This is a genomic window from Arthrobacter sp. zg-Y179, from assembly GCF_020907345.1.
GTDB lineage: Bacteria > Actinomycetota > Actinomycetes > Actinomycetales > Micrococcaceae > Arthrobacter_B > Arthrobacter_B jinronghuae.
Genome location: NZ_JAJJOB010000001.1, coordinates 39,305 through 54,096 on the forward strand (window position 1 = coordinate 39,305; position 14,792 = coordinate 54,096).

A 14,792-nucleotide genomic window follows, 5' to 3' on the forward strand; every position below is an offset into this window, starting at 1 on the left:
GCGTCGCCCAACTCCAGTTCGCCCTTCCTAAGGCAGGATCATGGACCGTTTGGCCAAGCTGTCCCTCTCCAACAGGGCGCTCATTGCCCTGATCACGGTTTTTGTGGCTGTTTTCGGAGTCATCTCCATGGGCTCCCTGAAACAGGAACTGATCCCGTCGCTGGAGTTCCCGCAGATCAGCGTGATCACCGCCTTGCCGGGCGCTTCCCCCGATGTGGTTGATGCCCAGATCAGCGAGCCGCTGGAAGGTGCGCTCACCGCCGTCGAAGGCCTCGAGTCTTCCTCGGCTACGTCCCGGTCGGGGATTTCCACGATCAGCCTGACCTTCGCCTACGGAACCGATCTGGACCGGGCACGCGGGCAGGTGGACCGGGCCATTTCCAACTCCCGCCAGCTGCTTCCCGACGATGCCAATCCCCAGTCGCTTGCCGGAAGCATCAGCGATTTCCCGATTGTCTACCTTGCGGTGTCCTCGGATGAACCGCTGGCCGAGCTCAACGCCGACCTGCAGCGCCTGACAGTTCCCCGCCTGCAGAAGATCGAGGGCGTGCGTACCGCCGAGGTCACCGGCGGCGCCACCCGCCACGTGGCCATTCTGCCGGACAACGCCGCGCTGGCAGCCGCCGGCGTCACCCCCTCCGCCATCGTCGATGCACTGGAAAACAGCGGTGCCCTCCTTCCGGCCGGAACGGTCCAGGAAGACGGGCGGACACTGTCGATCCAGGTCGGCGCTCCGCTGGACAGCCTCGAGAAGATCTCCGCGTTGCCGGTCGAGTCCTCGGGCTCGTCACCGGGCAGCACGCCGGTCACCATCGGTGACGTGGCCTCGGTGGATGTCACCGAGGATGAAGCCAGCTCCATCACCCGGACGAACGGCGAGGCCACCCTGGCCGTGTCCATCACCAAGACCCCCGCCGGGGACACCGTGGGCATTTCCCACGAAGTCATGGACCTGCTGCCCTCGCTTCAGGACGAACTGGGCAACGGTGCAGTCTTCACGGTGATCTTCGACCAGGCCCCGTTCATCGAAAAATCCATTTCCGACCTCACCACCGAGGGACTGCTCGGCCTCGGTTTCGCCGTGCTGGTGATCCTGGTCTTTCTGCTCTCCCTGCGCTCCACGCTGGTCACGGCCGTGTCCATCCCGCTGTCGCTGCTGGTGACCTTCATTGGGCTGCTGGCGTTCGGGTACTCGCTGAACATCCTCACCCTCGGTGCGCTGACCATCGCGATCGGCCGCGTCGTGGATGACTCCATCGTGGTGATCGAGAACATCAAGCGGCACCTGGGCTACGGCGAGGATAAGCGCAGTGCCATCCTCACTGCCGTCCGCGAAGTCGCCGGCGCCGTCACGGCGTCGACCCTCACCACTGTGGCGGTGTTTGCGCCCATCGCCTTTGTCGGCGGCCTGGCGGGCGAGCTGTTCCGCCCCTTCGCAGTCACCACGACGCTCGCGCTGCTGGCCTCGCTGCTGGTGTCCCTGACGATTGTGCCGGTGCTGGCGTACTGGTTCCTCAAGTCCTCCCCGCCGGTCGCTGACCCGGCCGCCTACCGTGCCGAGGCGGAGGAACGCGAGTCGCGGACCTTCCTGCAGCGCGGCTACCTGCCGATCCTGCGTATCACCCAGCGCCACCCGGTTTACACAGTGACCGCGGGGCTGATCATCCTGGTGGCGACGGCGGCCCTGACCCCGCTGCTGCCCACCAACCTTCTGGGTGACACGGGACAGAACACCTTCAGCGTGCGGCAGGAGCTTCCGGCCGGAACCTCCCTTGAACGGACCTCCGAGGCCGCTGCCGAGGTGGAGGACGTCCTTGGGGGTACCGAGGGCGTGAAGGACGTCCAGGTCACCATGGGCACCTCCACTTCCGGGCTTGCGGCGTTTACCAGCGGCGGCTCCTCGGTTGCGAACTTCACCGTCATCACCGAGGAAGGGGTGGACCAGGTGGCCCTGCGGGATACCGTGCGGTCCGCGCTCGAGGACGTGGACGACGCCGGCGAGGTCACCCTGGGCAGTACCGGCGGCGGTTTCGGCACGTCCAACACCGTGGATATTTCCCTATCCGCCGGGGACCCGTCGGAACTGCAGCCGGCCAGCGATGCCATCGTCGAGGCGATGTCCGACCTGCCCGGCGTCGCCGAGGCGAGCAGCAACCTCTCTTCCTCCCAGCCGGTGGTTCAGATCAGCATCGACCGGGGCAAAGCTGTCGCTGCCGGCTTGAACGAGCAGCAGATCGCCGGGCTGGTCGCTTCCACCATCAGCCCGCTTCCGGCGGGAACGGTCCGTCTGGGTACCGACGACCTGCCTGTGCTCATCGGTGAAGGCACTCCCATCACCTCACTGGAGCAGTTGAACGGCATTTCCGTGCCGGCCGGATCCGGCTCCGTGCCGTTGAGCGCGCTGGCCACGGTGGAAGAGGTGGAGGTGCCGACGTCGGTCTCCTCCTCCGGCGGCGAACGCACCGCCGTTGTCTCCGTCTCTCCCGAGGGTGACAACCTTGGTGCCACCATCACCGAAGTCCAGTCACGGCTTGCGGAAGTCGACCTTCCGACCAGCGTTACCGCCGAGCTCAGCGGTGCTGCCACCCAGCAGAACGAGTCCTTTACGCAGCTCGGCCTGGCCCTGCTTGCAGCCATTGCCATTGTCTACGTGATCATGGTGGCGACGTTCAAGTCCCTGCTGCAGCCTCTGATCCTGCTCGTCTCCATTCCGTTTGCTGCCACCGGTGCCGTCCTGCTGCTGCTGTTGACCGGGGTTCCGTTGGGGCTTCCGTCTCTGGTGGGCATGCTGATGCTTGTGGGCATTGTGGTCACCAACGCGATTGTGTTGATGGACCTGATCAACCAGTACCGGCAGCCTCGGGGCAATGAACCGGGCATGAACGTGGAGGATGCCATCTTCCGCGGTGCCCGCCAGCGTCTGCGTCCGATCCTCATGACCGCTCTGGCCACCGTGTTTGCACTTACTCCGATGGCTCTGGGCGTCACGGGCGAGGGCGGCTTCATTTCCCGCCCGTTGGCCATTGTGGTGATCGGCGGGCTCATCTCCTCCACCGCCCTGACTCTGATCCTGGTGCCGGTCCTCTACCGATTGGTGGAAGGGTCCCGCGAGAAGCGGCAGCAGCGGAAGGAGCAGAAACCGATGAGCGAGGCAGGGGGTCGCGCCTAGCAGTGCTTAGTTGCGCCGCCGGGGGGCTGGCGGTACTGGTAGGGGGTCTGTGTTGTGGGTCTGTGTTGGTCTCCCATCCGATGCACGCGCAGCCGCGCGGCGCGGGCTCAGACTCGCGGCAAACTCAGCGCAGCAGCGGGCCGGTTCAGAGCGTGGCAAGTTCAGACAGCGGGCCGGTTCAAAGCGTGGCAAGTTCAGAACGGCGGCACCATCTCCGATTCCTGCCGCGGATCCCTGGCCTGGTCTGCGGCCGCTTGCGGTACCCCGAGTTCCAGGAACGGCTCGGTCTGATAGACACGTCCGGTCGGCGAAGTCCACTCGATTACCCCGGGCGTGGGCTGGCACGCCTTCCAATAACCCAAGGTCTTGAACCGGTGGTGCCGGCGGCACAGGTGTTCCAGGTTGCCGTGGGCGGTGGGTCCGCCTCGGGCCCAGTCGACGGTGTGGTCAATGTCCGCGTTCGCGGTGCTGACCCGGCAGCCGGGGAACCTGCAGGTTCCGTCCCGGGCACGGAGCCAGCGCCGGAGCCCTGCCGGCACCTTCCGCCGCCTCCCTACCCCAAGGATTTCGCCCGTCTGCGGGTCCTGGGCCAATCCGGTCCAACCGACGGCGTTGCGGGCCAGCCTGCGCGCGGCTTCGGCGCTGATGGGCCCGTACCCGTGCAGCTCGGCGGGCTGCTCATTGGCCCCGAAGAGGGTCTCGGCGTTGATCAAGACCATGATTTCCGCCCGCGGGATGATTCCCTCGTCCGGTCCGGCAGCATCTCTACCGGTTCCGTGCGCACCTGTTGCTGCACCGCCGCCGGTTCCGTGCGCACCTGTTGCTGCACCGCCGCCGGTTCCGCTCTCACCGACTGCCGCGCCGGCATCCGTGACACGGGTTGAGCCAAGGCCGCCCATCAGCAGCTGCGCCAGAATGTCCGCACGCAACTGATCCGTGGAACGGGAATCGCCGGCGGACTGTTCGCCGCGTGCCGCATTGCTGAGCGTTGTGTAGATCTGCTGGGCTTCTTCGGCCCGCAGGTGCGCGGAGAGACAGGATATGCCGTCCTCTTCCCGATCCAGAGTGACTTTGCGCTGCTCGAACGCGGTCAGGTGCCGTTTGCTGACAGTTTCGGGAAACTTCCTCTCTCGCAGCCGTCGTGCCTTGCAGGAGAACTGCGCCCGCGTCTGACCCTCCGCAGCGGTCAGCAAGTCTGCTTCAAACTCAGGAAGCTTGGAGGCGGGAACATTCTGGCACTGATCCAGGACCACCTGCGCATGCTGGTACGAGAACCGTCCCGCTTCCAGCCCGGCCAAGGTCGCCGTATGGGTGCCGCACAGCTGCCCGGCCTCACTGAGGAGCCGCTGACCGGTCACCTGCGGAACATTCAGAATGGCTGCACATTCTGACGCTGCCAGGCTGAACGCCATCCCGGGTTCAAGCCGCCCCGACGCAGCAAAAAGGCTGTCCCGAAAGATTTCTTCCATCCGGTTCACTAGACGCGCCTCCTGCGCCTGCACCCAGGACATCAAATGCGCCATCCGGGACAGGGCATCGCCCACCATCTGCTCGTCAAAGGCTTCAAGGTTCTGCAGCGCAAGGGTTCCGGTAAAACCATCCGGGTAGGCATCAGCAGGACTCCCCTCAGCACCGGCAGTCGCAGCCGCGGAGCCCTCCGGGTCGGCTTCGGAATCGGGGGCGGCTTCGGAATCGGGGGCGGCGGGAGTTCCGAGATCGGCTGGCTTAGCGCCGGATGGATCGGGAAGGCCAGGCCCCGCATCGGAAACGCCAGACCCGGTATCAGGGACGGGAGTGTCGACTGACTGGGTGCCAGCCTCGGCCTCGCTCGTGGCAGGAGAAGAGGAGGTATTCGCGTCAGTGGCACCGTTAGGCTGGGCAGCCAGCTCCGCGCGATACACCGCCAGAGTGACGGGAGAGCAGGGCGGTTCCGCGTCGCCAACCCGCCCTGTCGGCTGCTGGTCCCTGCCTGCTTCTTCAGTTGTCGGTTCGGTATTCCCGAGCTGATCCATACCTCAGGATTTCATCCGGCACTGACATTCCAAGGCCGAAAACCGGCCCAAAACGGCCTCTCCGGAAAACTCGATTACCCGTCTTTTCGCCCCGACTACCTACCCTGAAAACCGGCCCGGTCGAGGAGTTGGCCAGACACAATTTTCGATTCCAGCTGCCCCAACCGAACCGCCACACCGGCGTCGTCCACCGGCCGCGCCCCTCCCCCGCAACTTGACCGGGCCGCGCCGCCGACCGGGCGCACCCAACCGACCTGTCCACCACCCACCGACACCCGACCACCCCTGCATCGACCGGCCGTGCCCAACTGACAAGACCCCGCCTGCAACTCCGCTGAACCGACTCCGAACCGGCCTCGAACGAACTCCGCCTCCGCGCCCACCCAGCACCCCGCACCCCCCCGGAACCGGACCCGGGAATGAACCGAATCCCGTAACGGTTAGGGAGAGATGTATGCAAATGCATATACTTAAGCTTCATTCGAACTTCCGGAGGCAACCATGCAGATCGGCGTCTTCAGCGTCAGCGACATCACCCGGGATCCCGTCACCGGACGAATCCCGACCGAGGCGGAGCGCATCAAGGCCGCAGTGGCCATTGCCCGCAAGGTCGAAGAAATCGGCATGGATGTCTACGCCACCGGCGAGCACCACAATCCGCCCTTCTATGCCAGCTCCCCCACCACTCTGCTGGGTTACATTGCCGCACAGACGGAGCGGATCATCCTCTCCACCACCACCACGCTGATCACCACCAATGACCCGGTGAAGATCGCAGAAGACTTCGCGATGCTCCAGCACCTCGCGGACGGCCGGGTGGACCTGGTCCTTGGCCGAGGCAACACCGCGCCTGTCTACCCCTGGTTCGGCAAGGACCCGCAGGACTCGGTGGAACTGACCGTCGAGAACTACAACCTGCTGCGCCAGCTGTGGGACAACGAAACCGTGAACTGGCAGGGCAAGTTCCGCACCCCGCTGCACAACTTCACGGCCACGCCACGCCCGCTCGACGACGTCGCCCCCTTCGTCTGGCACGGCTCCATCCGTACGCCGCAGGTGGCCGAAATTGCCGCCTACTTCGGAGACGGATTCTTCGCCAACAACATCTTCTGGCCGAAGGAGCACTACATGCAGCTGATCGGCCTGTACCGCGAGCGCTACGAACACTACGGCCACGGCCGCGCCGACCAGGCCATTGTGGGACTCGGAGGACAGTTCTTCATGCGGAAGAACTCGCAGGACGCCGTCAACGAGTTCCGCCCGTACTTCGACAACGCCCCGGTGTACGGCCACGGGCCAAGCATGGAGGACTTCACCGCGCAGACCCCGCTGACGGTGGGCAGCCCGCAGGAGGTACTGGAGAAGACGCTGAGCTTCCAGGAGTACTTCGGCGACTACCAGCGCCAGCTGTTCCTGATTGACCATGCAGGACTGCCGCTCAAGACGGTGCTGGAGCAGCTGGACCTCTTCGGCGAATACGTGCTGCCGGAACTGCGGAGGGAATTCGATTCCCGCCGTCCGGACGACGTTCCCGAAGGCCCCACCCACGCCGCACGGGTGGCAGCACGGAAGGCGGATGTGAAGCCTGCTTCGTCATCTGCATCGCCGTCCCCTGCGGTTCAGTAGGCTGGGACAATGCATCCAACAAACGACGCCACGGCGAAACAGGCAGCCGAAGCGTGGGAATCCTTGTTCCGGGTCCAGGTCGGCGTTATGCGGCGGCTGCAGCGGGACCCGGAATTCCGGGAGCTCACCATGCGGGAGTACGACGTCCTGTTCAACCTGACGCGTTGCCCCGGCGGCTGGATACGGCTTAACGAGCTCAACGAGCACCTGCTCATCAGCCAGCCCAGCCTGAGCCGGATGGTGGACCGGCTTGAAGCCCGGGGCCTGGTGCAGCGCCGGCCGGCACAACAGGACCAGCGCGGCGTGGAACTCTCGCTGACCGATGAGGGGCGGGCAGTCCAACGGCGCCTGGGCCGCATCCACGTACGTGGAATCCACGAGCTGCTGACGCCGGCACTGGACAACACTGAGCTGGCACGCCTGAAGGAACTGACGGACAAGGTCCTGGCCAGCCTGGCGGATTAGGCGGCCGCCTCCGTCAGCGGCGGATCGGCGAATGCCAGCCGGGGCACCAGCAGCAGCAGGGCCGCGGCAATAAACGCAGTCGCTGAACACACTGCCCAGACCGTCAGGTAGCCCTGCAGCGGTGCCACCGACCCGGCGTCGGCGGCTGAGCTCGAGAGGGCGTCCGCAGCTGCGCCGGCCAGCGCAATTCCGAAGACCGCCGAGGCGAAGGACCCGCCGATGGTCTTGGTGGTGTTGGTCAGTCCGGTTGCCATGCCCGTTCTATTCAAGGGCGCAGCCGCAGCGGCAGCCGAGGGAAGCGCAGCCACCAACGCCCCGGACCCCAGCCCGGCGACCACCATGTTCATCAGGGCCTGCGGCAGGGTGTCATGGAAGGGCAGGAAGAGCCCGTATCCGACACCGACCAGGAGCGACGCGCCTACCAAGGTGTTCCGCGGGGTGGTCCGCCTGGCTGCCAGGGGAAAGAGCAGCGCGCCGGCGAGCAGCGCGAAGACGTAGGTGCCGATGATGATGGACACCTGCGACGCCGCCAGTCCCAGACCGTAGCCGTGCAGACCGGGATCGGTGCGGGCGAACGTCGACATGGGCGCCTGGGCCCCAAGCACCGAAATGCCGAACAGCCCCGCCGTCAGCTGGACCGGCCACATTGACGGGCTGCGCAGCATCCGGAAGTCCACCAGCGGGTCCTTCTGCCCGAGCTCGTACCGGACGAAGGGAATGAACGCGGCGGCACCGGCGGCAAGGACAGCCCACACCCACCAGGTATCCGGACCGTTGATCCGCAGGAAGGTCAGCCCGGAGGTAAGCAGCAGCAGCCCGACCGCCAGCAGTACGAAGCCGGTACGGTCCACGGTGCCGCCGTCCAGGGAGTTGGATTCCGGCACCCCGAAGTGCACGGCGAAGATGCAGAGCGTCACCGCGGCGGCGGGTACGCACAGCGTGAGCCAGAGCGGGAGGTGCTCCACCAGCACCCCGCCCAGCAGGGCTCCGCCGATCACGCCCAGCTCGAGTGCGCCGACCAGCAGGCCTGCCGCCTTGCGGGTAAGCACGGCCCGGTTGGGGGTGTGGCGCACCCGGCTGAAGATCAGGGCGATTTCCATCGGCAGCCAGACCACGTAGAACCCCTGGAGCGACCACGCGGCCAGGAACGTCCAGAAGTCCGGTGCCACGGCAACTCCCCAGGAAGCCGCCGCCGTCAGGACCGTGGAGACCAGCAGGATGCGCTTGTGCCCGTAGATGTCCCCCAGCTTCGCCAGGATGGGCACGGCCAGGGCGCTGAGCATCAGCTGGGCGGATTCAAACCAGTTGACGTCGCCGTCGTCGATCCCCAAATTGCGGGCAATGTCGGTGAGCAGCGGCGTGTAGTAGCCCTGCAGGATGCCGCTGGTGATTTCCACCAGCACCAGGAACCCCACGAGGGGGCCGATCATGCGCAGCCCGGGCAGGGACGGCGCGGACATCAGAGATCCCCCATCAGGGCCTTGTAGAAGGCAATGCCCTCGCCGAACGTTTCGATGCCCAGCCGCTCGTTGTCGGCGTGGATGCTGGCCCGGTCCGCGGCACTCATTCGGAAGGGGGCGAAGCGGTACACCGCATCGCAGATGGAGGTGAAGCGCCGTGAATCGGTTCCGCCAAGCATGATGTACGGCACCGGGACGGCATCCGGGAAGCAGCTCCGGATGGTTTCCTCCAGCAGGGCGAACTGGGCGTTGTCCGTCGCGGAGACCGGCGAGGGCTCGTTGCCCTCCACCACGCGCAGGCTCACCTTGGGGTCCCGGATGATCGACCGCAGCCGCGACACCGTGGACGCCACCGTCTCACCCACGGCCACCCGGATATTGGCATTGGCCGTGGCGCGCGTGGCCAGGACATTGGATCCCTTGCTTCCCCGCAGCTGGGTCACCGCCACGGTGGTGCGGGTCATGGCGTTGGGCTCCCCGCCGAGCAGCCCGAACACCCGGGTGAGCGCACCGCGCAGGTGGGCGGCGTTGCCCAGAACCAGGCGGAGCGGCAGCGGCGCCGAACCGGACAGCCGCTGGACCATCTCCACGCTTACCTCCGGAAGGGACGCCGGGAAAGGACGGCGGTCCAGGCGGACGACGGCGCGGGCCAGCCGCGCCGTTGCGCCCATCCGGTTTGGCGTGGACGCATGCCCGCCTGCATCCTCGACCGCCAGTTCGACGTCGAGGATGCCCTTTTCGGAGACGCCGACGACGGCGAGCGGCGCAGACACGAACGGGAAGGCACCCGAGGCGACCGCTCCCCCTTCATCCAGCACCAGCCAGGGACGGATGCCGCGTTCCGCGAGCAGGGCCGCGGCGGCGGCAGCCGTATCGCCGGCTGTTTCCTCGTTGTTGCCGAACGAGAAATAGATGTCCCCTGCGGGTGAGAACCCCTCAGCGAGCAGCTGTTCAGCCGCTTCGAGGACGGCAGCCAGCGCGCCCTTGTCGTCGAGGGCGCCGCGGCCTTCGATGGAGGTTTCCGTGACCGTGCCTGCAAACGGCGGGTAGTCCCAACGCAACGGGTCCTCCACAGGGACCACGTCATAGTGGGCCATCAGCACCGCGGGACCCCTGCCGTCCGCCGCAGCTTCCGGTGACGCCGTCCCGGGCCAGCGGTACAGCAGCCCGAATCCGTTGACCCGTTCCAGCTGCAGGGCGGCGGAAACGAGGGGAAAGAGTTCCGGAAGCGCTGCGATAAAGGCCTCGAACTGGTCCGGCTCCATTTCCTCGGGCACCCGGGAGGAAACGGTGCGGTACGTCAGGAGCCGGGCAAGCTTCGGGGCGGCCGCGCGGCCGAGTGCAGCGGCGGACAGCGCCGTGAGTGAGCTGGGCATGGGGCGAGTGTAACGGCTATGCAGTGCATCACAGCTCAGGCTTCCGGGGTTGCTGCGGCATTCAGCAGGGGCAGCATCCGCCCCTGGAAGTGCGTGTTCAGCACAATCACCGAGGAAGTACGCAGGACGGTGTTGGTGGCGACAATCGCGTCGATCACCCGCTGCAGGTCGGAATTGGACCGCGCCGCCACGCGCGCCAGCAGGTCGCTCTCCCCCGAGACGGTATGGACCTCCTGGATTTCCGGAATCCGGGACAGCGCCGCAACCACTGCATCGTGGCCGGTGTCCTGGCGGATGGTGAGCGAGCAGTAGGCGACGACGTCGTACCCCAGGGCCTCGGCGTCGATCCGCGGACCCCACCCGGCAATCACACCGGTCTCCTGCATCCGGTCCAGGCGTGCCTGCACGGTGGCCCGGGCGACGGCGAGCCGGCGCGAGGCCTCGAGCACCGACATACGCGGGTTGTCGGTAAACAGGGTGACGATACGGGCGTCCAGCGCGTCGGTGGGCATGGTGTCCTTTCCGGGACTAAGCACAGGCAGTGTACAAATTGTAAAGGCAGCACGGCCGACTGTCGGAACAGAGGACACACAAACCGGCCTTAAGATGGAATCCGGTGTACAGACCCGCGACGGCATCCCTGCCGACCGGCGCCCGCACCGGCAGTCAATCCGTTCGTTCTAAGGCCTCCCCTGTTATGCCCAGTTCCGCCCGCCCGTCCAGCACTGATACTGCACTTCCGGCCGGGGAACCGTCCGGAGCGAAGAAGATGCAGCCGAGGCACCTTGTCCTGATGAGCCTCGGCAGTGCCATTGGCACCGGCCTCTTTGTAGGGTCCGGCGAAGGTATCGCAGCGGCCGGTCCCGCAGTGCTGATCTCCTTCCTGATTGCCGGAACCATGGTGATTCTCATCATGCGCATGATGGGCGAGATGGCGGCAGCCGACCCCAGCAGCGGTGCTTTTTCCGTGTATGCCGAGAAAGCCCTGGGGCGCACGGCGGGCACCACGGTGGGGTGGATGTGGTGGTTCCAGATTGTGATCGTCATAGCCGCGGAGGCCACGGCTGCCGCGGCCATCGTCGCGTCCCTGATCCCCGGCGTCGAGCAGTGGATGCTGGCGCTGGCGTTCATCATCGTGTTTACCGCCGTCAACCTTGCCGGGGCCGCCAGCCTGGGTGAATTCGAATACTGGTTTGCCATCCTGAAGGTTGCGGCAATCATCATCTTCCTGGCGGTCGGCGCCGCCTTTGTGGCCGGACTGCTTCCCGGCGTCCCGTCGCCGGGCACCTCCAACCTCTTCGACAACGGCGGCTTTATGCCCAACGGGCTGACCGGGGTGGCCTCGGGACTGCTGCTGGTGGTCTTCGCATTCGGCGGCACCGAAATCATCACCATCGCCGCGGCGGACACCGAAGAGCCGTCCAAGAACATTGCCGGAGCAATTAACTCGGTGATCTGGCGGATCCTGGTCTTCTACATCGGTTCGGTGCTGGTAATGGTCACCGTGCTGCCCTGGGACAGTGAAGCGCTGAGCACCGGGCCGTTCGTGGCCGTCCTGCACGCAGCGAAGGTACCCGGCGCGGACACGGTCATGGCCGTCGTCATCGTCATCGCGCTGCTGTCCGCCATGAACGCGAACCTGTACGGCGCGTCCCGGATGATCTACTCCCTGGGCGAACGCGGCCGCGCTCCGGCCGCTCTGGGCAGGCTCGGCTCCGGCGGAGTGCCCCGCCGGGCGGTACTGGCGTCCGTGGTCTTCGGCTTCATTGCCGTGGTGCTGAACTACCTCTACCCCGACACCGTGCTGATGATCCTGCTCAACACCGTCGGTTCCACCTGCCTGGTGGTCTGGGGCATCTCCATCGTCTCCCAGATCATCCTCCGGCGGCGGGCGGAAGCGGCCGGCGTCGAACTCACGTTCAAGATGTGGGCCTTCCCCTGGCTCTCCTACTTTGCGCTGGCACTGCTCGCGGGAATCGTGGTCCTGGGCTTCTTCGACCCCGATGTGCGGATCCAGCTGCTGGCGACGGCGGCCCTCAGCACCGTGCTGGTACTGCTGGCCTGGTCCTTCGAGCGGCGCAGCGCCGCCAAGGCCCGCACCGCACCCGCGGACCGAGCCGGGCAGTCTCGATAGGCAAACTGCCAAGCACAGTCAGCTGCTGAATGCCACATTTGTACAGACTGTGTCATGTTCGGGGCGCTGTTTGCTCACTGTGGCGTGAAGCACTAAATTGCGGACTATGGACAACAATCTGCAACCTGCGGCCCTGCCGGCGGAGGAACTCCGGGAGCTGTACCGCCTGGTCACCGCCGTCCGGCAGCTGGACCTCGCCGCAATCGCCTGGCAGCGCCAGGGCATCATCCCCGGGTACGCCCCGGAACTGGGCCAGGAAGCAGCCCAGGTGGGCAGCGCCTTCGCCATGGATCCCAAGCACGACTTCGTTTTCCCCACCTACCGGGAAATGGGGGTGGCGCTGACCATGGGCGTGGACATGACCGCCTATATGTCCACCCACAAGGCCAGCTGGCACGGCGGACTCTACAACCCGGTGCAGACCCGGCTCGCCCCGATCCAGGCAGTGGTCGGCGGCTCCGTGCTGCACGCCGTCGGCTGGGCGCACGGCCAGACGCTTGCCGGGAACCCCGGCGTGGCCCTGACTTACTTCGGCGACGGCGCCAGCTCCCAGGGCGACGTCCATGAAGCAATGAACTTCGCCGGCGTCCTGAAGGCTCCGGTCATTTTCTTCGTCCAGAACAACGGCTGGGCCATTTCGCTGCCCACCGAGGCCCAGGTGGCCGGCGGAACCGTCGCCGCGCGGGCCGCCGGGTACGGCATGAAAGCCATCACCGTGGACGGCAACGACGCCGCCGCCGTCGTCCTCGCCACGCGGGAGGCCGCCGCTCATGCCAGGGCCGGACACGGACCGGTACTGATCGAGGCCATGACCTATCGGCGTGGCCCGCACTCCACCAGCGACGATCCCGGCCGGTACCGGAGCCTGGCCGAGGAACGGCGCGACGAAGGCGCGGATCCGGTCCAGCTGCTGGCAGACCGGCTCCTGGCGGAAGGACTGGCGGACTCCGATTTCCTGGACACCGCGCTGCAGGACGCCAAGACCAACGCGGACGCCGTCCGCGAAGGTGTCATGGCGCTCGGCCCGCGTCCCGGACGGGAAATGTTCGACTTCGTTTTCGCCGAGCCCACCGAAGCACTCAAAGCCCAGGCCCGCGCCTGGCGGGAGGAATCCGAACATGTCTGAGCAGCTAAGCGACGCCGTGGCGTCCTCCGACCTGGAAGCCGCTGCCCGGAACACGGAGCAGACCGCCGCGCAGGAGCAGTCCCCCCTGGCCCCGTCCCCGGAGGCCGGCGACGGCCGGGTGGAAAACCTCTCGATGCAGGCGGCCCTGAACCGTGCCCTGGCCGAAACACTTGCCGAGGATCCGCGGGCCGTTGTCCTGGGCGAAGACGTGGGACGGCTCGGCGGCGTCTTCCGCATCACCGACGGGCTGCAGCAGCGCTTCGGCGCCGACCGCGTCTTCGATACCCCGCTGGCGGAGTCGGGCATCCTCGGCATGTCCGTGGGGCTGGCCATGGCCGGTTTCCATCCGATCCCCGAGGTGCAGTTTGACGGTTTCGCCTATCCGGCGGTGAACCAGATAGTCACCCAGCTGGCCCGGATGAACTACCGCAGCAGGGGCACAATGCCCATGCCGGTGACCCTGCGGGTACCCAGCTTCGGCGGCATCCGCGCTCCCGAGCACCACGGTGAGTCGCTGGAGGCGCTCTTCGCCCACGTTCCGGGGTTGAAGGTGGTTTCCCCGTCCAGCCCGCACGAGGCCTACCATCTGCTGAAGCATGCCGTGGCCGTTCCGGACCCGGTGATCTTCATGGAACCGAAGTCCCGCTACTGGCAGAAGGGCGACGTCTTCCTGGACGACGCCGGCCCCGTGGAGGGTGCCAAGGTGGTCCGTCCGGGCAAGCACGTCACGCTGGTGGCATGGGGCGCCATGGTGGCCCGCTGCCTCGCCGTGGCCGAGCTGGCCGCCGAGGACGGCATCGAGGTGGAGGTCCTGGACCTGCGGTGGCTCAAGCCGATCGACGCCGAGGGCCTGGCCGCCTCCGTGGCGCGGACCCGGCGCGCCGTCGTCGTCCACGAAGCGCCGCTGACCTCCGGCCTCGGCGCCGAAGTGGCCGCCCTGATCACGGAGCGCTGCTTCGATACCCTGCGCGCTCCGGTTGGGCGGGTCACGGGATTCGACGTACCGTATCCCTCAGGCGATCTTGAAGACGAATACATCCCGAACATCGACCGCATCCTGTTCGGGATCCAGCGAGTATTGGAGTACCGGCGTGGCTGAAATCCCCTTCCCCCTTCCCGACCTCGGCGAAGGCCTGATCGAAGCCACCGTGCTGGAATGGCTGGTGTCCGTGGGTGACCAGGTGGAACGCAACCAGCCGCTGGTCGAGGTGGAAACCACCAAATCCGCGGTGGAGCTGCCCTCCCCGCAGGCCGGCCGCGTTGCACGCACCTACGGCGAGCCCGGCGAAACGATCAACGTGGGCGAACCGCTCATCGTCTTCGAGGTTCCGGACAACACCGCCGGCATTGTGGGCACCGTGCCGCAGGAAGCTCCGGCACGCCGCCGGGTCCGGCTGACTGCCGCGCTGGACGAGGACTAGGCA

General features: G+C 66.5%; 11 protein-coding genes. 7 read left to right on the plus strand and 4 right to left on the minus strand.

Going from position 1 to position 14,792, the window contains the following annotated elements; translation table 11 throughout:
• Nucleotides 1-40: 40 nt before the first annotated feature.
• Nucleotides 41-3,169 carry an efflux RND transporter permease subunit gene (locus tag LOC56_RS00175; RefSeq protein ID WP_229949423.1) on the plus strand — a complete coding sequence of 1,043 codons (3,129 nt, stop codon included), beginning with the start codon at nucleotides 41-43 and terminating at the stop codon, nucleotides 3,167-3,169.
• 194 nt (nucleotides 3,170-3,363) lie between these two features.
• Here the strand turns inward: LOC56_RS00175 and LOC56_RS00180 are convergent, their stop codons facing one another.
• Complete coding sequence (locus LOC56_RS00180) at nucleotides 3,364-5,181, minus strand: HNH endonuclease (RefSeq protein WP_229949425.1); 1,818 nt, start codon at nucleotides 5,179-5,181, stop codon at nucleotides 3,364-3,366.
• A 501-nt stretch (nucleotides 5,182-5,682) separates the two neighbouring features.
• Here LOC56_RS00180 and LOC56_RS00185 point away from each other — a divergent pair.
• Both LOC56_RS00185 and LOC56_RS00190 read left to right on the plus strand, forming a co-directional pair.
• Nucleotides 5,683-6,807, plus strand: a complete 1,125-nt coding sequence (locus LOC56_RS00185; protein WP_229949427.1) for an LLM class flavin-dependent oxidoreductase — start codon at nucleotides 5,683-5,685, stop codon at nucleotides 6,805-6,807.
• A 9-nt stretch (nucleotides 6,808-6,816) separates the two neighbouring features.
• A complete protein-coding gene (locus LOC56_RS00190) occupies nucleotides 6,817-7,272 on the plus strand; it encodes a MarR family winged helix-turn-helix transcriptional regulator (RefSeq protein WP_229949429.1) in 456 nt (151 codons plus the stop codon).
• Here the strand turns inward: LOC56_RS00190 and LOC56_RS00195 are convergent.
• From LOC56_RS00195 to LOC56_RS00205, 3 genes are read right to left on the minus strand one after another with little or no spacing between them, the layout of a single operon-like run.
• Nucleotides 7,269-8,732, minus strand: a complete 1,464-nt coding sequence (locus LOC56_RS00195) for an MFS transporter (RefSeq protein WP_229949431.1) — start codon at nucleotides 8,730-8,732, stop codon at nucleotides 7,269-7,271. The two genes, LOC56_RS00190 and LOC56_RS00195, sit on opposite strands and share 4 nt — an antisense overlap.
• A complete protein-coding gene (locus tag LOC56_RS00200) occupies nucleotides 8,732-10,108 on the minus strand; it encodes a M20/M25/M40 family metallo-hydrolase (protein ID WP_229949433.1) in 1,377 nt (458 codons plus the stop codon). The genes LOC56_RS00195 and LOC56_RS00200 overlap by 1 nt, the downstream gene beginning before the upstream one ends.
• Nucleotides 10,109-10,143: 35 nt before the next feature.
• On the minus strand, nucleotides 10,144-10,620 hold the full coding sequence (locus LOC56_RS00205) for an Lrp/AsnC family transcriptional regulator (protein WP_229949435.1): 477 nt from the start codon (nucleotides 10,618-10,620) through the stop codon (nucleotides 10,144-10,146).
• A 185-nt stretch (nucleotides 10,621-10,805) separates the two neighbouring features.
• Between LOC56_RS00205 and LOC56_RS00210 the strand changes: the two genes are divergently transcribed.
• From LOC56_RS00210 to LOC56_RS00225, 4 genes are all read left to right on the plus strand, one after another.
• Nucleotides 10,806-12,242 carry an amino acid permease gene (locus LOC56_RS00210; RefSeq protein ID WP_442860032.1) on the plus strand — a complete coding sequence of 479 codons (1,437 nt, stop codon included), beginning with the start codon at nucleotides 10,806-10,808 and terminating at the stop codon, nucleotides 12,240-12,242.
• A gap of 106 nt (nucleotides 12,243-12,348) precedes the next feature.
• Nucleotides 12,349-13,368, plus strand: a complete 1,020-nt coding sequence (locus tag LOC56_RS00215; protein ID WP_229949437.1) for a thiamine pyrophosphate-dependent enzyme — start codon at nucleotides 12,349-12,351, stop codon at nucleotides 13,366-13,368.
• 133 nt (nucleotides 13,369-13,501) lie between these two features.
• Nucleotides 13,502-14,467 (plus strand): alpha-ketoacid dehydrogenase subunit beta, encoded by a 966-nt coding sequence (locus LOC56_RS00220; RefSeq protein WP_229949502.1) that lies wholly within the window; start codon nucleotides 13,502-13,504, stop codon nucleotides 14,465-14,467.
• A complete protein-coding gene (locus LOC56_RS00225; protein WP_227918229.1) occupies nucleotides 14,460-14,789 on the plus strand; it encodes a biotin/lipoyl-containing protein in 330 nt (109 codons plus the stop codon). Before LOC56_RS00220 ends, LOC56_RS00225 begins: the two co-directional genes overlap by 8 nt.
• Nucleotides 14,790-14,792 lie beyond the last annotated feature (3 nt).